The sequence below is a fragment of the Cupriavidus oxalaticus genome, assembly GCF_004768545.1.
GTDB classification, from domain to species: Bacteria; Pseudomonadota; Gammaproteobacteria; order Burkholderiales; family Burkholderiaceae; genus Cupriavidus; species Cupriavidus oxalaticus_A.
This window is the reverse complement of sequence record NZ_CP038635.1, coordinates 3,294,916-3,313,914: the sequence shown is the minus strand read 5'-3', so window position 1 is coordinate 3,313,914 and position 18,999 is coordinate 3,294,916. Positions and strand designations below refer to the sequence as shown.

General features: G+C 62.2%; 5 protein-coding genes. 2 read left to right on the top strand and 3 right to left on the bottom strand.

Annotated features, from left to right (window positions below; translation table 11 throughout):
- Nucleotides 1-637: 637 nt before the first annotated feature.
- The 3 genes from E0W60_RS26070 to E0W60_RS26060 form a co-directional block, all read right to left on the bottom strand.
- Complete coding sequence (locus E0W60_RS26070) at nucleotides 638-5,923, bottom strand: hypothetical protein (RefSeq protein ID WP_135706047.1); 5,286 nt, start codon at nucleotides 5,921-5,923, stop codon at nucleotides 638-640.
- A complete protein-coding gene (locus E0W60_RS26065) occupies nucleotides 5,920-15,042 on the bottom strand; it encodes a hypothetical protein (protein ID WP_135706046.1) in 9,123 nt (3,040 codons plus the stop codon). The genes E0W60_RS26070 and E0W60_RS26065 overlap by 4 nt, the downstream gene beginning before the upstream one ends.
- A gap of 172 nt (nucleotides 15,043-15,214) precedes the next feature.
- A complete protein-coding gene (locus tag E0W60_RS26060; RefSeq protein ID WP_135706045.1) occupies nucleotides 15,215-15,814 on the bottom strand; it encodes a hypothetical protein in 600 nt (199 codons plus the stop codon).
- 985 nt (nucleotides 15,815-16,799) lie between these two features.
- Here E0W60_RS26060 and E0W60_RS26055 point away from each other — a divergent pair.
- Nucleotides 16,800-17,054 carry a hypothetical protein gene (locus E0W60_RS26055; RefSeq protein ID WP_135706044.1) on the top strand — a complete coding sequence of 85 codons (255 nt, stop codon included), beginning with the start codon at nucleotides 16,800-16,802 and terminating at the stop codon, nucleotides 17,052-17,054.
- A gap of 257 nt (nucleotides 17,055-17,311) precedes the next feature.
- Nucleotides 17,312-18,628: an IS4 family transposase gene (locus E0W60_RS26050; protein WP_135706043.1), complete on the top strand. Its 1,317-nt coding sequence runs from the start codon at nucleotides 17,312-17,314 to the stop codon at nucleotides 18,626-18,628.
- Nucleotides 18,629-18,999: the final 371 nt, after the last annotated feature.

Genomic DNA, 18,999 nt, shown 5'->3' with positions numbered 1-18,999 from the left:
TTTTGCCTTGGAGTGGCGTGAGCGTGCTAGGGCTTGCTTAATTGAAATGGGGAGGAACGTCTATGCGGCAACGCAAGAAGGTGTGCGGTCGATCCCTTTATCACTACTCCATTGCCTCGCCGGATCGTTCCAGAAGCAATCTTGCTTCAAGTATAGGCCTACGCGTACTTACTAGGCTGAACGATGCGACGTTTGCGTCATACCTTTCCGAACGTCGGAGACGCACGATGAACGGTTAACGGATCTCTGACGGCGATCGTCGCTGCCCCACCCTTTAGGGACCATCAGCGTTGCCTCGACGAAAGAACTCGACTATAGCGGCTAGGGGAACACGGCAGTCGCAACTGATTGGCTATGACAGAGAAATTCCAGAACGTCGTAACCTCTGATGAACCATTGTTAAGCTGTAGGTGCTTCAAAGCGCTCGTTGCGAAATGACGCGTGGGGAAGTTTGAAAATGACGGAGCTGTGAGCCTTCACGCACCAAAGCGACCAGCGTGGTGACTATCGAAACACCGCCCAGGTATTTGCCGAAAAGTGAACCCCAACGTATGTGGGACGCTGATTCCAGTGGGACCGATGCGTGGCCATGGGGTGGCGCACCCGGTATCATCGGCGAGCCCCGTTTCTGCTCTCGCTATTCGATGAGATCGATGCGGGCCTGGAACCGTGGCCCGCCTTCGACAATGAGGTCCGCCCTACCGGGGGAGACCGGCTCATGCGGATAGCTGGTCGGCCGCCGCCACTCACGCTCCTCGACGAACACGGCCCACCTGATGTTGGAAAGCCCTGCGGGGACAGGCTCGGTCAAGGTGACTTCGGCGTGTTGCCATACCATCATGTTGGTGCCCGTAGACGCCGCGTAGACCCCTTGGGGGGCGAGATTGCACTGCCAGAGACAGTGCCGGACTAGTGCGCCGTTGGATAGCGTACCCTCGCAGACCACACGCACCAGCATCTGCAGGCGAGCGTCGGGGTCTGGCGTATCGTCGCCCGGCCGCTGCGGATTCGTGGCCAGGCCCTCGATGTGGATTTGCTCGATGATCCAGGCCGTGCCGTTCTGCCGGGCCAGAACCTTGACTTCACGGCGCGGCAGCAGTTGTGTCCACTGCACGGCCGGGAACGATACCCGTTCGTCCTTCGATTGTGCGTGCCGTTGGTAGCGTACCAACCCCAGGCGGACGAAAGGTTCGGCCTCCGTCTTCGATTCCAGATCGATATCCACGTACCACGACTCGGTTTCGATATCGAAGCGCGGAACGTAGGTTAGCAGCGCGACGGGCAGGCGGTCTCCGGAATCGTCGTTGTCTCTGCCGGATTTGGCGTCGGCCGATTCCACCGGAACGTTCTCCCATTCCAACTGAACGGCATCGTTGTCATCGGATCTCCGCGAGGCGTCGCAGAAGGCGGCGGCTGGCATGAGGATGTCTGTCGAGGTATCGCGATTGTGTCGAATTGGATCGCCGCCCCAACGTGTGATGAAGCTGCCGCCGGGACCCAGGTCGCCGTCGACGAAATTCGTCAGATCCATGGCCCGGCCCGCGTCGTTGGTCACGGTGTTGCCTGTCACGTCCGCCAGGCCATCCATTAGCGAGGGCGGCCAGATGACCAGCCCGAGTCGCTCGCCTTCGCCGGACGAGAACCAGCCTCTTCCCAGTGGCAGGCGTACGATGACACGCCGCAGGGCGCGGAATGTCCAGGTGTTATGCCCGGTTGCTCGGCTGTCATGCGTCCAGCAGAATTGCGGGATCGGCGTCCGCGCTGCCGGCTTTGCGGGACGATGGTTGGCTGGAATCCAGACGGCAAGCGTGCTGGTGGGATCGGATTCCGCCTCGGCGCCGGACCATTCAGCGCTTGGCTGCAGTTTGCGCCCATAGGGCGAGCTCTGCGTCGCGCGATTCGGCTTGCGCATCAGCTGCGTGTGGCGGGCGCGCGTGGCGATTGTCAGGAACAGCTGGCGAGCCTTGCCGTCTGGGAAGGGCGGGGGATAGACCGCCGTGCCCAACTCACTGGCGTCGTCGGCAATCGAGACCTTGCGGGTCGACTGGCCCTTGGCGTCACCGGCCGGCACGCAGTCGGCAGGGACATCGCAATTGGGCGCGGGGCGCTTGTAGTAGCGATCGAGCGACCACACATGCTTGTCGTGACCCACCGTGTCAGTAGTTATGGTTCCGGGAAGCGGAAGGTTGTCGACGGTCAGCAGCGTGATGTTCGCGCGCGGCAGCGTAACAATGCCTTGCGCCGAAACACTGAAGCCGAACAACTCCTTCGTTTCAGTGACGGCCTTCGTGGCAGGGGCGATTCGATCCTTGTCGGGCTGCTCTCTAGGCCATTCGCCGCGACGTCGCGCGCGGATGCTTCGTCCTCGATGTTCGTCGTCCCAGAGCGCCGTGCCTGGGAATACGGTGAGTGCCCTGATCTCGAAGCTCGCCACGGTCTGCAGGTCGAGCAGCAGGTCACCGTTCAGCGCATAGCCCAGACGATAGGCCGCGGTATCACCGTCGTCGTGCGCTATCGTCCGGGCGGCAACGATGGGCCTGACCTGGATGTCCTTGTCGTCGTAGCGCGGCAGGTCTGCCGCGGGTGTCGAATCGACATATGCCGTCGGATAGCCGAAGGGGAAGTCCGTCGCGTGGGTGGCACGCATGCTCTGCACGCCGGCCAGTTCCTCCAGCGGGCACCGGATCAGCACGTCATGCAACGCGGCCGCCACCGCCCGGACACTGTTGGCATCGTCGCAAGGCAGCGTACCCGCACCAACATGGCCGGCGCACGACGCACCACCGGCCGCGAACCTGGCAAGGTGCTCTGCATAGACTGTGCAGAATGGCGCAGGCAGCAGGGTTGCCAATCCGTTGTGTACCGTTGAGGACGCCGCGCCATCGTGCGGTGTTCCTGAACATTGGCTGAGCAGCGTAATCGCCTCCACCACGGCAAAGGTATGTGCCAGGCGGTTGGCGCTGGGCGCGCACCAGACATCGACCTCGAAATCTTCGCCCGGTTGCATCGTCAGATAGGCGTTCACCGTTTCCGGTAGCGGCGTGTCCAGCTTGAGGTTGGCTGGGGCCACCAGCGACAGCGCCTTGCCCGGCGCCGATACACCCTTGTGTACCGCGTTGCCGCGTGCCGCGATAATGGTCAGGCACAGGGCGCGCGCATTGGGGTGGCTGGCGTTGGGGGCGTGGTAGATGGGAACGGTCAGTGTGCCACCGCTGACATACTGCTGGGTGCCGGCGTAGCGGAGCGCGATGACGTACAGGTCTGCGGCAGGGTCGGCGTAGTAGGGCTTGGTCCTGATGGACGGTTTTGCTGCCGGCAAGTCTGCGATCGACGCGTAGACCATGTCGCCACCGGCACGCTCCGGGCGGGCTATGCTGCGGGAAGTCTCGTACGGCTCGTTGTCCAGCCCGTAGATGAACGTGGTCTCGACACTGGGAAATCCGCCACCCGGCGCATCGTACCGAATGGAAGTGAGTCCGCCAGCCGGTCTCTCAGGGGCACCCGGATGGCCAGGCCTGCGGATGTTGTCGAACACGCCATGCAGCGCGGCAAATGCCTGTGCGACATCCGGCACCGTAAAGATACGGCGGACGACAGCGGGGTGCGCCAATGCATCATCGGAGCGCGGGAACCTGACCGACCGCACGATGGCATGTCCCGCGCGCTGGGCGCCCATCCCCTTGTCGTTTTCATTCTTGGCCTCTTTGAACGGAAGCAGCAGCGTTGGGGCATTGATGCGTTCATGCCGCAGGAAGCGGCGCTGCTGGTGCGATGTCTCGGCCGCGCACTTCCGGTCGCTTGTGGGGGCTGCTGGGGTGCTGGCCGGGGCAGAGGTGGCAGGCGGGTAAGCCGTCATGCCCTGCATGTATGGGTCGCTCGGATGCGTGTAGATCTTCGCGGCCTGCTGGAGCGGCACGGAGTGCCCGCCCTGCATTACCGAGCGAACGCCAATCCGGTATGGCCAGCCAAAGCGCAGGCGCGGCAGGCGTTGGGTGCCAGATCGGGGCAAGTCGAGCGTGTATCCGATGCCAATCGGCGATGCGCAATGCTTGAATGCCTCGTCGCCCACGCAATCGACGCCCATCGGCTCACCATCCCATGTGCCAATGGCCTCGTCCACGAAGCGGGTAAAGGCATCCCCCGAGCCGTTCTCTGCGGTATCCTGCGGAACTTGCTTGACGGGCAACGCCATGTAGCCTTCGTCGAGTGTATCGGCAAGGTCGTCATGCTCTCGCGGCATCAGGGTTTGCAGCGCGAGATTGATCTCTTTGCCGAATGTGCCGGACGTTCCATATGTCAGCTTGCGGGCAAAGAGCGTACGCCATGCAAACTGCGGGCTGTGTGCCGGCCCGGTCAGCACGCCAACGTCGAACCGGTAGCCAATCAGCAGATCCTCGGCGCCCAGCGTCACGCCATCTTTAGATTGGCCTCGTTGCTGGCGCGCCACCTGTTGATTGGCCACGGCGCCTCGCTGACGGTCGATCACGGTCAGGCCCGCTGAGCGATAGGTCTTTCTTCCAAGTCGAGCGGGAGGATTGACGAGTTGGTCGGTCTTCGGCAACGTGCGGTCAATCCGTCGCAACTTCTCCGTTTCCAGGGCGGCTTGCATGGCTGCGCGCACGTCCAGGCTGGAAATCTCGAAACGCGACTGCAGCGATTTGCCGTCATCCGCCTGCGCGGCGGACAGCACCACGCCTTCATATTGGAGCGGCATGCCATTGCCGTTGTTGCAGTAGTACTGCAGTTCGCCATGGCTGGCGGGGCCGAAGTACGCGTCGTCAGCATTGCTGGTTGGCCTGTACTTTGTCAGCGAGCGGATTTCTCCGGTCACGCCCACGTTACTGTCCATGCAGGCGATGTGAAGATAGGCTTCCTTTTCGTTGCCATCTACGATGTTGTGCGTCTCCAACGCGTCTACGGGAAATTCCACGTCCACCGCGAGAAGGAACAGGCGGGACAGCGCGGGAGACGCCTGCAGCGAAAAATAGGCGGCCAGCGCCTTTCTTCTGCACGCGGTGAGCTGGGGCGGGGTTTGGGCCCCGCTGTTTGCCAAGGCTTGTGCGGCCAGTCCGGTCTGGATGCTGTCCGTCAGGGCGGGCGGCTTGTCGCTGACGGTGACCGCCTTGCGCGTATCCGTGGGGGTACACGACACGGCGTCCTTGGGCACGGTCTTGGTGTCAATCGGCTTCAGCCTCGCCTTGTACAACTTCACTTCCATGCGTTCAAGCGCGGCAATGGCATCGCTGTTTCTGCCCTCATCGAGCGCCTTCTTGACGTCGGCGTTGATGTCGGCCATTCCCTTGTCCCACTGATAATCAGCTTGCTGTTGGGCAGGAGAACAACAGGCCTGGGCAAGATCCAGGCGCGCATCGGCTACGCCAGCAGCGAGGTTGACCGTCGCGATCAGCTCGCGGGCACGCATCATCTCCAGCGCCACGGAAGCGTCCGCATGCGAGACAGGATGGATGTCGGCGGAGGCGGCCTTGGCCGTCTCCTTGGCCGCATTGGTATCCGCTTTCGCATCCGCTGGTGGGGCGTCGGCGCCGCCGGTGCGCAGGTCCCCCAGCAATTGCTGCCAATCGGCAGCCCCGGGAAGCAGGCCGTACACGCCGTGCCAGGCATTCGCCAGCCAGGCGTGGGAAACCTGCCGTTTCGGGGTGGACCCCCATTGCGCCTTGAGGTGAACCGCATGGCTCGGGATGGTCCCCTGTGCCGTCGTCTTGTCGGCACGGGAGATGCTCAGGTTCAGGACGAATTTCCTGTCAATGATGCGTTCCAGTATCGCAACCGGCCAGTCTTCGAACGCCGTGGCATGGGTGTTGTTCAGGTCCGGACTGAGCAGCAGCGTTGCGCGCAACGCACCATCGCGTATGCCCGTGGCGATGACCCTGGCGACGATCGTCATGTCAACGGTATTAGTCATGGTTCGAAGATCATGTGGGGCTGCAACGTCATGTCGTAGTAGCGAAGGTGATCGCTCCAGCTTTGGCCCTGGCAGATGGTGCTGTTGACGATCCGGCCGTTCAGCGCAGGTGCCCCGGCAGACTCGATGCAGCACTCGCACAACTGGGCGTTCTGGCCCTTGCACTGATCGCATGCGCCCCGGGGCGCTGCAACGGGCGGTGTCTTGGGTGCTGTGCTGGCGGCTTGAGACCAGCCAACCTTTAGCATGCCCTCACGCAGTGCCGCAGCGCCCAGGTAGACATCGCCATCGGCAAACGACTGGGGGTTGGCTGTGCTGCCGATATCATCGCGCGCCATGGCAGTGTGGCTGGCGCCGCCCGGTGGCGTGGCACTTGCCTGGGAATTGGAGTCCGACTTCCAGTTGACGGACTTTTCAACATGGACGTGGAACTCGATATCGTAGAAGCCAACCGAGAACGAGAAGGTGAAGAGCGCGATGCCGTGCATGGCGTCGTCTTTCTGCAGCAACTGGACGTACAGGGACGCGCCGAACGTAAACACCGAGATATTCGCCGAGCCTCCGGCAAAGAAGGTGCCGGCAAGCTGCATGGCCTGCTTGTCGTCCGTCAATTTTTCCTGGCGCACATAGATGCCGAACATCAGCCGGCCGCTGCCGGTCAGCGGCCCAAAGCTGAAAGCGCCTGCGCCGCCATACTCGAATGACGCCTCGGTCGCCACCACGCCTGTGGCGTTGGCTTCGACCGCAAAGAAGCCGCTGCCGCCATATGGCGCCACAGCGATGGTGAAGGGCGCATCCTTGCGCGACAACGACGCGCGAAAGCGTGACTCGCTGCCATCGAACGGAATGACCACCGATGCGTTCAGCGATACGTTGAAGACCGCCAGGTTGCCCACGTTGAAGGTGCCGACGTTCAGCGAATATCCAGACTCGATGCCAGGCCGGCCTGCCAGCGGCGCCAGGTAGAAGCCGCTGCCCTGTTTGGGTGTGAACAGTGATTGAAGTTGGTCCAGGAATTTCAATTTTTCCAGGATTCGGAAATCCGTGTATCGGACTGTCATCGACGACCCGCTCTTGATGCTGGACGAAAACGTCGCTCCAGCAAACTGGATTTCGACGGCCGGAAAGGCTGTGCCCACGAGGACCAGATTGAATGGCCCGATCTCGCCCTTCGACGTGAAGCTCGGTGGGCCATTGTCAAGCAGGTCGACGACCGCTTCAGCGTGGATGGTGAGATTGCAGCCGTCCCGAGGTACGAGGATGCCCGCGGTAGCCCTGGATGCATCGGTAGGCAGGTCGACGCTGTAGTCATATTGCAGTGTCCGCCTGGTGGGCAACAATTTGCGGATATAGGTATCCACTTCGTCGCGCACTGCCGCAAGATCTAGCAGTTGTTCCACCTTGGCCCGAATCTCGCCAACCAGCGCGCGCGATACCTGCGTGGCGACGACCAGCGGCGACGCACTGCCTCTTGCCCAGCCGGCAAGGAAATCCACATAAAACTTGTGGATCGCGTCGTATTTGGCGTCGTCGACGATTGATTGCCCTGATCGTCCGGCCTTGGCGTCGAGAGCCTCCCTGTCGATCGCGAGTTGGTCGTTCTTCGGCGTCAACGGATCGTTACCGGAAGTCACAAGCAGCGCTTCCTGCAACACCTGCGCGTTTAACTGCGCAAGGTCGTCGTAGATCTTGTTGCGATTCTGAAGCAGGGTGTCGTAGAGCGTGGCCAGCTGAATCTGCGAGACGATATCAAGGAAGGCGATCTCCGCCTTCGACTTCACCCATGCAGTGGTCTGCGTCAGCACCTGTACGAACTCGGCCTGCAACGCTTGTAACTGGCTGACATAGCCGCCCCGCTCGAATGCCTTGATCAGCTGCGGAGCGCAGGTGTCCGCCAGTTTCTCCAGGTCACTTTCCTCGCGGCAGGTCGCGACCTGCTGACGAATTGCATTTGCCGCCAGTGCCGCCTGCTCAAGGCGGGTCGCCACCATGGCGAGCGTGCTGTCATAGGCCTCGACGCCGCGGCCCGGCAGCCATTCCTTGATGAATGCGCCAGGCTGATTGGTGTAGATGGTGTACCAGCGCTCGCAGCTATTGAGCACAGCGGTCACATAGGCGGGGCAGGCGTCGGCAACGGCTTGCCGCGCCTTGGCCAAGGCATCCCGGAGATCGGCGTCGGCGTCGGGAATGCTTGCCGGCGGGAGCCATTGCGGCAAGCGCTGAAGCGATTCCACCGCCGCGCGGAGTAGCATGGTATGGTTCACCAGGACGTCGACAACGCGCGTGCCGACACGCGTCATCTTGTCCAGGTCGCCAAGGGCCTGGTCGGTCGCGGCCAGCAGGCGCTGGTAGGCGAAGCTGATTCGGGCGACGACGGCGGTGATGTCATCGGCGATGACATTCAAATCCGTCTGCACCTGCCCGGGCAGCTTGTGCGCGTACCTGGTGACCAGGTCGCGGAGCATGGGCGGGATCAGGACGATTGCGTCGATGGACGCCGAATCCCCGAAATGGGCTGAGAGGCTGGCAGCGAACGTGCGGTCCACGGTGACGTCCTGCACGACATCGTTTGGTGTTTCCCCCGGCGCTTGCGCCTTCTGGTCTTTCGGGAAGGTCGTGGTCAGCTTGCCGTAGACGGCGGTTGCGTCGTCCTTCCGGATAGCCTTCACCCATTTCTCGATCTGGTCGCGTACGTCGCCGGCCTTGATCAGGCTGGCTGTCTGGTCTCCGGACTGCGATGTTGGCAGCGTTGGCGCAATCCATTCATAAAGCGGGCTGGCTGCGGCGTACATCCGGCGAATCCGCGCGGGCACGTTGGGTTCGCTGGCAGCCTGAAACATTTGCCTGAGAGCATGGGCGATGCCGAGCACGCGCTGCACGTAGGGCTGAAGCACCTGGTAGTCGAAGTCTGGCTGCATGTTGGCGACGTTCGACGCGGCTTCGCCAATGGCCTTGCGCAGGGCCTCTAGCCGTTCCTCGAAGCGCTTCAGTTCGAGCTTCGCCTGCGCTTTCTCCGAATTAAGGACCCCGCTCACGGCATCGATGCCAACGCTGATGCTCGCTGTCTTGTCCAGCAGGGCATTGATCCACTGCACCACGCTGGGGGTCCATTTCCCTGCGTCCAGATCGTCCTGGGTCATGGCCAGTAACGCCGCCAGCGGCGGCTGCAGGTCGGCGGCGACAGGCCGGGCGGCCTGCTCGATCGCGGCAAACTTCGCGTTGATCCACTTCAACGTCAGCACGGGCAGGGGAAGGCTGAAAATCACGTCATCGCCGGGCGGCAGGCACTGGTTGATCAGGACTGAGCGGAATGCGTTGTCATTGCTCAGGCTGATGACCCATGCCTTCACGTTGCTATCAACGGCACTGAGCATGCCATCGACGAGACTGTGAAGTGAGGCGCCCGCCTGCGCGGCGAGTCCCTGGAGCGGATGGGTGCCGACGCGATCGATCGCCGTCACCAGCCGACGCCCACTTTCGTAAACGGCGCCGATAAGCGCCATCCATGCCACGTTGCCATTGCCTTGCCGGGCGCTGCTTGCGCCATCTGCCGCGCTGTGCACTGCCAGCACCAGGCTGCGCAGCGCGCTATCGACGTCAGGATAGGCATCGGCGAGCCCTAGCTTGATGACGCCGGAATCTGCGGGCCCCATCTTGGTGGCGTCAGACGTGTCGCTGCGCAATGTCTTGTCAAGGCTTTCCCACTGGGCTAGCAGCGCGTCAAGCTTCTCGCGCAACGGGGTCAGCAAGTCGCTCGCGATTCGCGTCGCCTCCGATTGGCCGTACGAGACAAACTCCTTCAGCTTGGGCAGCGCATCCTGATCACTTGGCCAGTTGTTGACGGCCTCGAGCAGCTTGAAGATGGGAACCAGGCCGAATAGCTTGGTACCGTCGCCGTTGAAGAACTGTTTGACCGCTTGCGGCATGGACGCATTGGGCCCGGTCACGACTGCGGGCGAGGCCGACTTGGTGGCCGGCGGCACTCTCGATCCGTAGGCGCCGACCAGGTTGCCCAGTTGTCCTGGCACGGGGTGCTCGAGCATCTTCCCGGACAGCGGGCCGTTTTTTCGGCTCAATGCGGCGATCGGTGAATTTGGCGAGAAGATGCCGCCCGAGCGATAGGCGCCGCCACCGCCCATCGACAGCGAGATGCTGTCCAGCACGTTCAGGTAGATTTCCAGCCCGTTGTCGTTGACCGCGCGCGCCGCGTCGGCATCGCCAACCGGAAAGCCGTAGGCCACGTAGTGACCGTCGAACTGGGCCCGGATGGGTGGCGTCGGTTGCCCTGCGAACTGGTCCACCTGGTCGATACGCAGCCAGGCCACTTCGATGGCGGGGTAGAACGGTGGCTGTTCGGCGGCTTCCAGCAATGGGTCGTCGAAGCCAAGGTTCTCGCCCTCCCAGCCGCCCTTGTCGCTGGCACTGGCGCCTGGTAGCGACGACGGCCCGCCCTGCGCCTTCAATTGCCACGTGTGCGTCTGGTGCGACGTGTCGCCGGGCTTGTGCTCGGGGGCATAGCGGTGCTTCTGTCCGCCCAGCGGCAATGTGCGCAAGTCGGCCGGCGTCTTGTCGGTTTGGCTGCGGATGCCGTTGTACTGGGTGATCAGCGCGCGCATCGTCCGGTCGTTGTGCGCGGCCACGTTGTCCACGAACATCAGTGGCATGCGTGATGGCAGGCCATCCACGGTGAATTCGAACCGGACTTCGGCGCCGTCGGTCTGCGCAACGCGTGGCCAGAACATCAGGCCAACGTGGTCGCTCAGCACGCGGCCACTAGGGGCCACTGCATCGCCGTTGGCCACATCGAGGGTGGGATCGATGATATCGGGCGTGGTGAGGGTCAGGATGGTGATGTCATCCACCGGCATCTGGCGCCCGCCGTTGGGCTGCCCGATCGCCGGGAAGGCCTTGCGCGGCGCGCCCACGCGTATGAACATGCGCTGCCGCAGATAGGCGCGAATCGTGCCGGCCGGCCCCTTGAGGAAGGTGCGCTCGGTACGCTTGACCAGCGAGGCGCGATGGCCCAGTGGGAACAGGAACCCCTTGTAGACCACCTCGACGAAGAGGTCGCGACCAAGCGCCGACCAGTGCTGCCAGCGCTCGATCGACAAGGCGTCGAAGGACGGGCCGAGCGCCAGGTGTCGCGCGCCGGCGGGCGGCACGAACGTGGTGTCGTGGCGGAACGTGGCGCCCAGCGCGGTCAGGCGCAGTTCCGAGACATTGAGCGGACGTGGCTGGTAGATCGCCGTGCCGGATTCCGCGTCGATGAGCCGGAATTCGTCGCCCGGCTCCACCTGGCTCGACGTGCGCAACTGCTGCAGTCGCCCGGCTGCATCGCGGCGCCCCCTGACCGGCAAGCCCCAGGCCGATGACAGCAGCACCAGTTCGTGCCGATCGAAGGCATCCATCGCGGTACGGAAGTACAGCTCAGGGTCCTTGAAGGCACCGGGCCGCTCGCACAGGTAGCGCAGCAGGTTGCGCGCCGGATGGGCGTCGAGTTTGTCGGCCTCGGTTGGGCAGGGCTTGTTCGCGTCCAGCTTCCGTGGGTCGTTATCGCCTTGGTGGTTGGGCAGAAGCTTGTTGAAGAGGTCGATGGGCGATGGCTGCCCTGGCGTACCTTCATTGGTCCCGATGGCCCAGGGCGCGCGCGGGCCGCGCGGCGGCGCGCTGACGCCCGGGAGATTGGTCCAGTAGGGCGGAACCTTGCTATCGGGCACGCGCTGCCCGAGGTCTCGCTCCATGGCATGCAGCAAGGCGCCGGGGCGCAGGTCTGGCGAATGGATGGCCCGCAGGCCGACGTCGCCATCGCTCACGGCAAGGTCCAGTGACCAGAGCAGGGCGCTCGATTGCCGGGGCTGGTGCGCGCGGCCCTGCGCTGCGGTGGTGCCATAGACCCGCGTGTGCAGGTTGGTGGGCACCATGTAGCGGGCGTTCTGCGACGTCGACAACTGCAGCCGCGACACCGCTTCGATCGATGTCTCCCACATGCCGGGAGGCGCTTGCAGGCTTGTGTACACATCGGCCAGGCGTTCCAGCAGGGTCACGTAGCGGCCGCTGCGAAAGCGGAGGCGCCGGAGCATTTCCAGCCGCGGATCGGGCGTGCCGGCGTCCTGGGAAACGCTGGGCGTCTTGTCGCGCTTATCCTTGTTGCCCTTGTTGTTCTCGTCCGGTGCCTTCTTGTCATCGCGCGTCTTGTCGTTGGCGTCCGCATCGGCCGATATCGCGCCGAAGGCCCGCGCCCGTGGTACGACGGCTGGTTCCAGGTCGGACAATGCGGTCAGCCCCGCAAGCGTGAACGGGATCGACGGTGACGCCTTGCCTGCCGGTTGCGCGTCCGTGCCATCGACGTGGAAGGCAAGCCGGGTTGGTCCGGCATAACGCGCCTGTGTACGTAGCTCAGGCTCTTCAGCGCCGCCGATCTTGCTGACATAGGCGGCGATCGCGTTGATCTGGTCGTCGTCTTGGCGCTTGTCCTTGCGCCAGTTCAGGTTGTTCTTGTTGAAGAACTCAAGGTCGATCGGGCTTGACACGGGCGGCCTCGCGTCAGCCTTGCTGGAAAGGGGCGCGTAGTACCCTGCCTTCCAGTCCCGGTAGAAGTCACGGAACTGCTGATATGCGGGAAGGCAACTGCCGATCGCCCGTTCAAGGCCCACCGCAGCTTCAAACGTGTTGGCCGCATAGGGTGTCGTCTGCGGCGTGCCCAGGTACTGACGCAACGCGGCAAGCAGGTCCAGGAAGCCGGCTGGTTTGCTGCGATCCTGCGCAACCTGGTTCGGGGGGAGCTGGAGCGAAGCTGCCTGATTCTCAGCCTGTGTGATGACGTTGTCCATCATGCCTTTCAGGCCGTCCTGGAAGAGTTCTACTTGGACCTCCCGGGCCTTGGCCCAGACGTCCGGGTCCATGCCATAGGGGCCAACGTATGCACGTTGGTCATCTGGAAGACCGGCCCAGGGTGTGGTTGACAGCTTCTTGCGCACCTTGTCGAACATGCCGCCCGGTTCCTGGGCGGCCTTGCTTTCTCCATAGGCGAGTCGGAATGAGGTGACGTCGTCAGGTGACAGCTTGCGCAGTTGCGCCAGGAATGCCTCGGGCTGGCTGCCATAGTCCTGGTTATTCCACTTGAAGGTTGGGTTCTTCAGTACCACGTCGGGCAACGGCGGCAGCTGCGGCAGGAAATACGCCCGCTCCATCATGTGTTGCGGCGGGAGCTCCACCACGATTACCGGCCGGGCCGCGCGATCGGTGCCCGGTTGTGCGTCGGATGGCGTTGCCGCAGCCTCGCGCTTGCTGCGATAGGGGCGCTCGGCGCTGAGCACCACCGACTCCTGCCCACGAGCATGGCCGGGGTGATGCACGTTCAGCCACATCCCCGCAAAACGGTAGCGCAGCCAGATCAGCTGCTGCGCGGCGCCAATGGTCAGCGTGGCGTTGTCGAGGGCAACACTGGCCATCGGCGTGGCGTTTGCCTCCGCCGCGAGCCACAGGTAGGACGGCGGCATCGATTGCCGCGTGTTGTACGGGTGCAGTAGTGTCAGTGGCGTGCGGGTGAAGACCAGCTTGCTGTCGTCGGTGTGCGTTGGCGCCAGGAATACTTGCTTGAGCCAGACTGTGCCTTCGATCTGTTCGATCTTGCAGCTTTCCAGGGCGCGAGCCTGGTTCAGCTGGCCGCCGGCATGCCTCAAGATCAGCGATAGCGTCGTACTGGTCGACGGCGCGGGCGATGACGGTGTATCGGCATCGCTGGCGGGCTTGCCATTGGGGGTTTCCGATGGGGGAGGCTGTTCCGGCTTGTCCCCGGGCTGTTGCCCGGCGTCGCGCGCGTTGTCGGTCTTGTCTGTTGTTTGTGCCGATGGCTTGTCCTGGGACGTTTCTCCAGCCGGCGCGGCCGCAGCCCCATTGTCTGCGCCAACGGTAGGCAAGTCCGCACCGGCAATGAGCATGCGCCCCACGGCCGACGTCACGGGTTGGGTTGTTGCAGGTAGCGTGAACGCCATCCGGATCTGCGTGGCATTGGTGGCCTTCGCAGGTTGCGTGAAGTCGATCGAACCCTGCAGCCCGCAAACCGGGCCGAATGCCATGTCGTCGCCGTTCTTGAGTGCAAGCGCCCATTCCCCCGACAATGTCGCCACGGTTGGTGCGGCCGAAGGTGACCAGGCGTCGTGGAAGAAGCGGTATTGGAGCCCAATGCTGGGTGTGACCTTGAGCAGTAGTGTCTTGTTGCCCGCCTTGCCGAACGGGACGACACCGGATGCACTGCACGATGTGCCCCGGGCCAGGAAGACTGGCTTGATCTGTGCACGCGTAGTGCCGTTCTGGGTGGCATTCCCGCCGGTCTGCGCGCCAATCGGTTCGCCGAGCAGGGCCGGCACGGGTGGGTCGGTGCAGACCGCCGGCAGTGGCGTGGAATTCGCCACGCACCATCCCATCTCAATGGTGGAGAGTTGTAGCGAGGTTGCCAGTGTCCTGAGCGCGGCAAGCGAATCCCTGGCGAGATCGGGTTGAATCGTCCAGGTACATGCAGCGTGGAAGCTGACCCTCATGCGGCCCTTGGCACCGACCGTGCGATGCAGCAGCGTATCCAGCGTCTTGCTGACGGCCGCAGTCGGCGGCGTCAAGGTCAACGGCTTGCCCACCTGGGAATTTGCCGGCGCGTCGCAGAAATCGCGAAACAGCACGACGTCGGATTTCGTGTCGGCGCCCCAGAACCCGGTGCGCAGCTGAATCTGCCATTTCCCGGAAGTCGCGCGGGACAGCGTGAAATGGAGCGTGCCTTTGCCATCGCCAAAACTGCCTTCGTCGATGGCCACCAGATAGGCGGTGTCCTTGAGACAGGGTTTGGCGTACACCGTATAGGTGGCGCCCGGTCCGAATGCCGCGGTGGCAATCAGCCACTCATGCGATTGGCTTTGCCCCGCAGGCGTTTCCCGGATAAGCAGAGCGCCTTTCCTGCGAAGGAATTCCAGATCCCGGGGGCCGCAGTCTTCGGCCGTGGCAGATCGCGCTCGGCCTGGGCGCATGAGGCCGGTGGCGATCATGGACCCGATAAATGTCCGTCGGGTCATGCGCAGCAGGCGTGCCTGCCAGCGGCAGACCGGCATCCAGTCAGCGAAATCGTCCATTGGCATCCCGTGCCCCAGATAGGAAACAGATGACGGCGGGCGCGGGCAGCGCGCAAACTGCCTGTCCCATACATCGACTCACCGTATCGCCACGACGCATGCTGCTCGGACGCGGCGTGTACCGGAAGGCGCCGCCGAACCGTGCACGTCAATGACTGTGGCGCGATGCTGGCTAGTTCAGGCAGTGCGTCTTGATGTTGGCACACATGCCGTTGAAATCGTCGACCATGCGATTCCTGATGGCGGCGGCGGGAGGCTGCAGCGCCTCGATGGCCTTGCGCAAGTTGGCAATGTCGGTGGTCATCTGCTGCACCGCCTTGGACTTGTCGCTGGCAGAAGCCGCGCTGTCGACCAGACTGACCATGGACATCAACTTGCTGACGACGGCGATGGCGCAATCCGGTACATCGCCCAGGACGCAGACTCCCAGCGCATAGGTGGCCATCGCGTTGCCCGTTATTGCCATGCTAATGCCAGCCCAGTCGCTAGACGCGTTTGAGGCTTTCAGTTTCGCCTGGAGGCTGTCCAGTTTTTGGAGAGCCCCGGAAACGTCCACGTTGCCGGTGGTTGGCATCGCGTTGACCTGCTGGAACAGAGCCAGCCGGCGCGATTCCAGCGCCTGGCAGCTTACGGGTGTGACGCCGTTTATGAACGTCTTGTTCTTGATGTTGAACGAGACCATGCATGAGCCTTGCATGTCCGCTGCCATAGATGGCGCGGAGAAAACAGCCAGCAACAGGACGAGTACCGAACGGAACAGAAGACTTGGCATGACGCGTCTCCATGAGTGTTTCAGCAAGTCGCAAGCCCACGGCATCGGCACGACGATCACGCCGAAGACATGATGTGAGAGTGTGGATTCCCGCTGCCTTACAGCCCCCGGCGCGCGCATGCAAGGCAATGCGATATCGCCGGGATTTCAGGTCGGGAGTTAATGCGGGTGAGGCAGCTTGCGGAGAGAGAGGGGCGTCGGCGGTGCCCTGTCGGGCTGCCTGGATGGAGCCGGTGCAACGGCACGATGACTGCACAACGATATGTATCTCATGCAACGCTCCCTTTCTTCTTGTGACTTGATAGTAGAAGAGAAGCACCAAAAGGCAACCCCCAAAGAATTGGGTAACTTGCCCACGGCGGTTATCCCAGACTGGCGTAATCCACTCAAGTGATGATGTTGCATTTCGACTTTCCTTGATTCTTCCGGAAGCTGAGCCACGTTCTGGCTGGGAATAGCAATTCTTACGGAGGCCGATTGTTGGTTTTGAGCATGGTGTGTAGTTGAATTGGACCTGTTTGCTTCTCAACCCGCGCACAGGATCAGAACATGGGGTGTTGCCGGGTGGTGGCGTATTGGACGAGCGATCGAGCGACCGCAAGCGGCCGTAGCCCTTGGCAACACGAATGACTGTGAATCGGCCAACCCGGTCTCATCTCCCGAAGCTTGGCCCTACGGAACTCGGGCGAAGTCGAGCCGGAATTCACTTTTGCCCCCAGAGCCGGATTGCGCCTTCGAAGGAGCCGTTACAGCACATTATCAAAGCTTACGTGCGCTACCCGACATTCGCGTCTACTTTCTTTCTCGCGGACGTGATAGAAGAGGGAGCGGCTCCCAGTTCGGCAACAGTGACTAATGCCGGTGCTGCTGCTAAGGAGTAACCAATGAGGGGACCAAAACAGTTTGCTGTTATCTCGTTTTGGGTCGTTATTACGGGCAAGGATGATGTACAACTCGAGTATTAAAGCATCAACGGAGGAGAGGCATGAGAATGTTCATACAGGCCGTAGATTCTGGGAAAATTGTTCAGGTGACTGACAAAATAACTCAAACCGTTGTTTTTGATAGATTTTTAGATATGGCGGAAGGGGCGGTGGCGATAAATGTTGCCTCATACGACGATAAAGAAGGCCGCGTTAAAATCATGAAGGGTGCAAGTCCACCCCCCAACACATACTCGAAGACTGATTATCCTGTGAAGAAAGATGAGCTCATCACCATTTCTGATGGTCAGGACTAATATTGGTGGCGAATAATTCGCGATCTTGCAAGGTATTCTGCAATACCAATACTGGGGGTCCGCGTGGACCGAGCAGCATTCGGTCCAGGCTATTCCAAACGATGAGCCGCTGCTCGAACGAAGCGGCGATCGAGTTAGGAGTTGGCGAATGACTGAAAGGGGGGCCGGTTGCGGTAATGCCGTTCAGTTAAGTCTGAACGGCATTTTTCTTTGCAGGGGTTGTAAACAAGGTGTCGAGCTGTTAACTTGCCGTTCCGATGCTATCGGAACAAGTCCACGCCACCCTTAAGCTTAGTGAGCCGGCCAGTTTTGCCCGGCTCAGTGAGCATCTGCCGATGGCTTGGATTGAGCAGGCGCTGGCAGCCACAGGAACAGCGTCCGTTCGCCGGCGTCGACTGCCAGCAGAGCAGGTGGTCTGGCTGGTCATCGCGCTGGCGCTCTATCGGCACCAATCGATTCCCGATGTGCTGGAGACGCTGGACCTGGCACTGCCCAACGATGCCAACGCCTGTGTCAGCAAGAGCGGGATTGCCCAAGCCCGCGAGCGGCTTGGAGACCAGCCGCTGTTGTGGCTGTTCGAGCAGACCGCGCGGGCGTGGGTGACTCAGGATGCTGCGCACTACAAATGGAAGGGCTTGGCGCTTTATGCCATGGATGGGACCACCTTCCGCACCGCCGATAGCCCTGAGAATCGCCTCCACTTTGGCGCGCAGAGCTACGCCAGCGGCAAGGTCGCCAGCTATCCACAAGTCCGCGGGGTCTCGCTCACGGCTGTTCCCACCCATCTTGTTGCCGATATCGCCTTTGGCTGTTACGGGCGCAACGAGATGCTCTATGCCAAGGAGCTCATTGAGCGGATCCCGGATCATTCGTTGACGATCTTTGACAAGGGCTTTCTGGCCGCAGAGATCCTGTGGGGCTTGCGCATGGGCGGCAGCGAGCGCCACTTCCTGATCCCCGCCAAGAAGAATCTGCAGTGGGAGCTGCTCTCAGGCAACGAGGGTGATGGCATCGTCCAGATGAAGGTCTCGCCTCAGGCTCGCCGCAAGAATCCTGCCTTGCCAGAGACTTGGACAGCTCGCGCGATCCGGGACGAGGACTCAGACCGCGTCCTGTTGACCTCGTTGACAGACCGTCGGCGCTTCAAGGCAGCCGACATCATTGGGTGCTACAAGCGCCGTTGGGAAATCGAAACCAGCTATCGGGAACTGAAGCAGACGATGCTCGGGGCCGAACTGACCTTGCGCAGCCGCCAGCCTGAGGGCGTGCATCAGGAAATCTGGGGGGCACTGATTGCGTACAACCTGGTGCGCCTGGAGATGGCCAAGGCTGCGCTCGAGGCCCGCGCCGAGCCCACCGACCTGAGCTTTGTGCTGGCCTTGCGCCTGATACAGGGCGAGTTGATCTGGGCAGCCGGCATGGCCCCAGGCAAGCTGCCGGCCCATCTGCAGCGCATGCGCGCCAAACTTCAGTTGGCGATCGTCCAAAAGCGAAAGGGGCGTAAGTGCCCCCGTGAAGTCAAAGCCCTGCCTAAGCGCTACACCGTCCGGTTCCTCAGAAAGGACCTAAACTGAACGGCATTAGGCCGGTTGCGGCCCTCTGCTTTTGGTCGGATGACCGCGTTTCGGCCGACACGGTTCATCCAGTGTGCGTGGGAAGAGGAGAAAGTTGCACCAGGACCAATTCTAGCCCGGAAGCCGAGTTTCGGCTTGGATGCGCCCGAAGCCCCGCTTTGCGGGGTCGCGTGGCACGCCCCATTCGAGACGAGCTTTTCCTGCTGAGACTGCTGGAACTGTTGCTCGAGGGGTATCGAAGAAATTAGAGCCGAACGCCTACAACAGTTTGGAGAGAGCGTACCGCCGGTTGGCCGATGCCGGCTTTGATCTTCCACCCCCTCAATGGACGGCCGACTCGGCCGAGAAGGCGGATGACAGTAGCCCCATTA

Coding starts and splice junctions, on each gene's coding strand:
- E0W60_RS26070 (WP_135706047.1), bottom strand. CDS start 5,923: ATGACTAATACCGTTGACATGACGATCGTCGCCAGGGTCATCGCCACG.
- E0W60_RS26065 (WP_135706046.1), bottom strand. CDS start 15,042: ATGGACGATTTCGCTGACTGGATGCCGGTCTGCCGCTGGCAGGCACGC.
- E0W60_RS26060 (WP_135706045.1), bottom strand. CDS start 15,814: ATGCCAAGTCTTCTGTTCCGTTCGGTACTCGTCCTGTTGCTGGCTGTT.
- E0W60_RS26055 (WP_135706044.1), top strand. CDS start 16,800: ATGAGAATGTTCATACAGGCCGTAGATTCTGGGAAAATTGTTCAGGTG.
- E0W60_RS26050 (WP_135706043.1), top strand. CDS start 17,312: ATGCTATCGGAACAAGTCCACGCCACCCTTAAGCTTAGTGAGCCGGCC.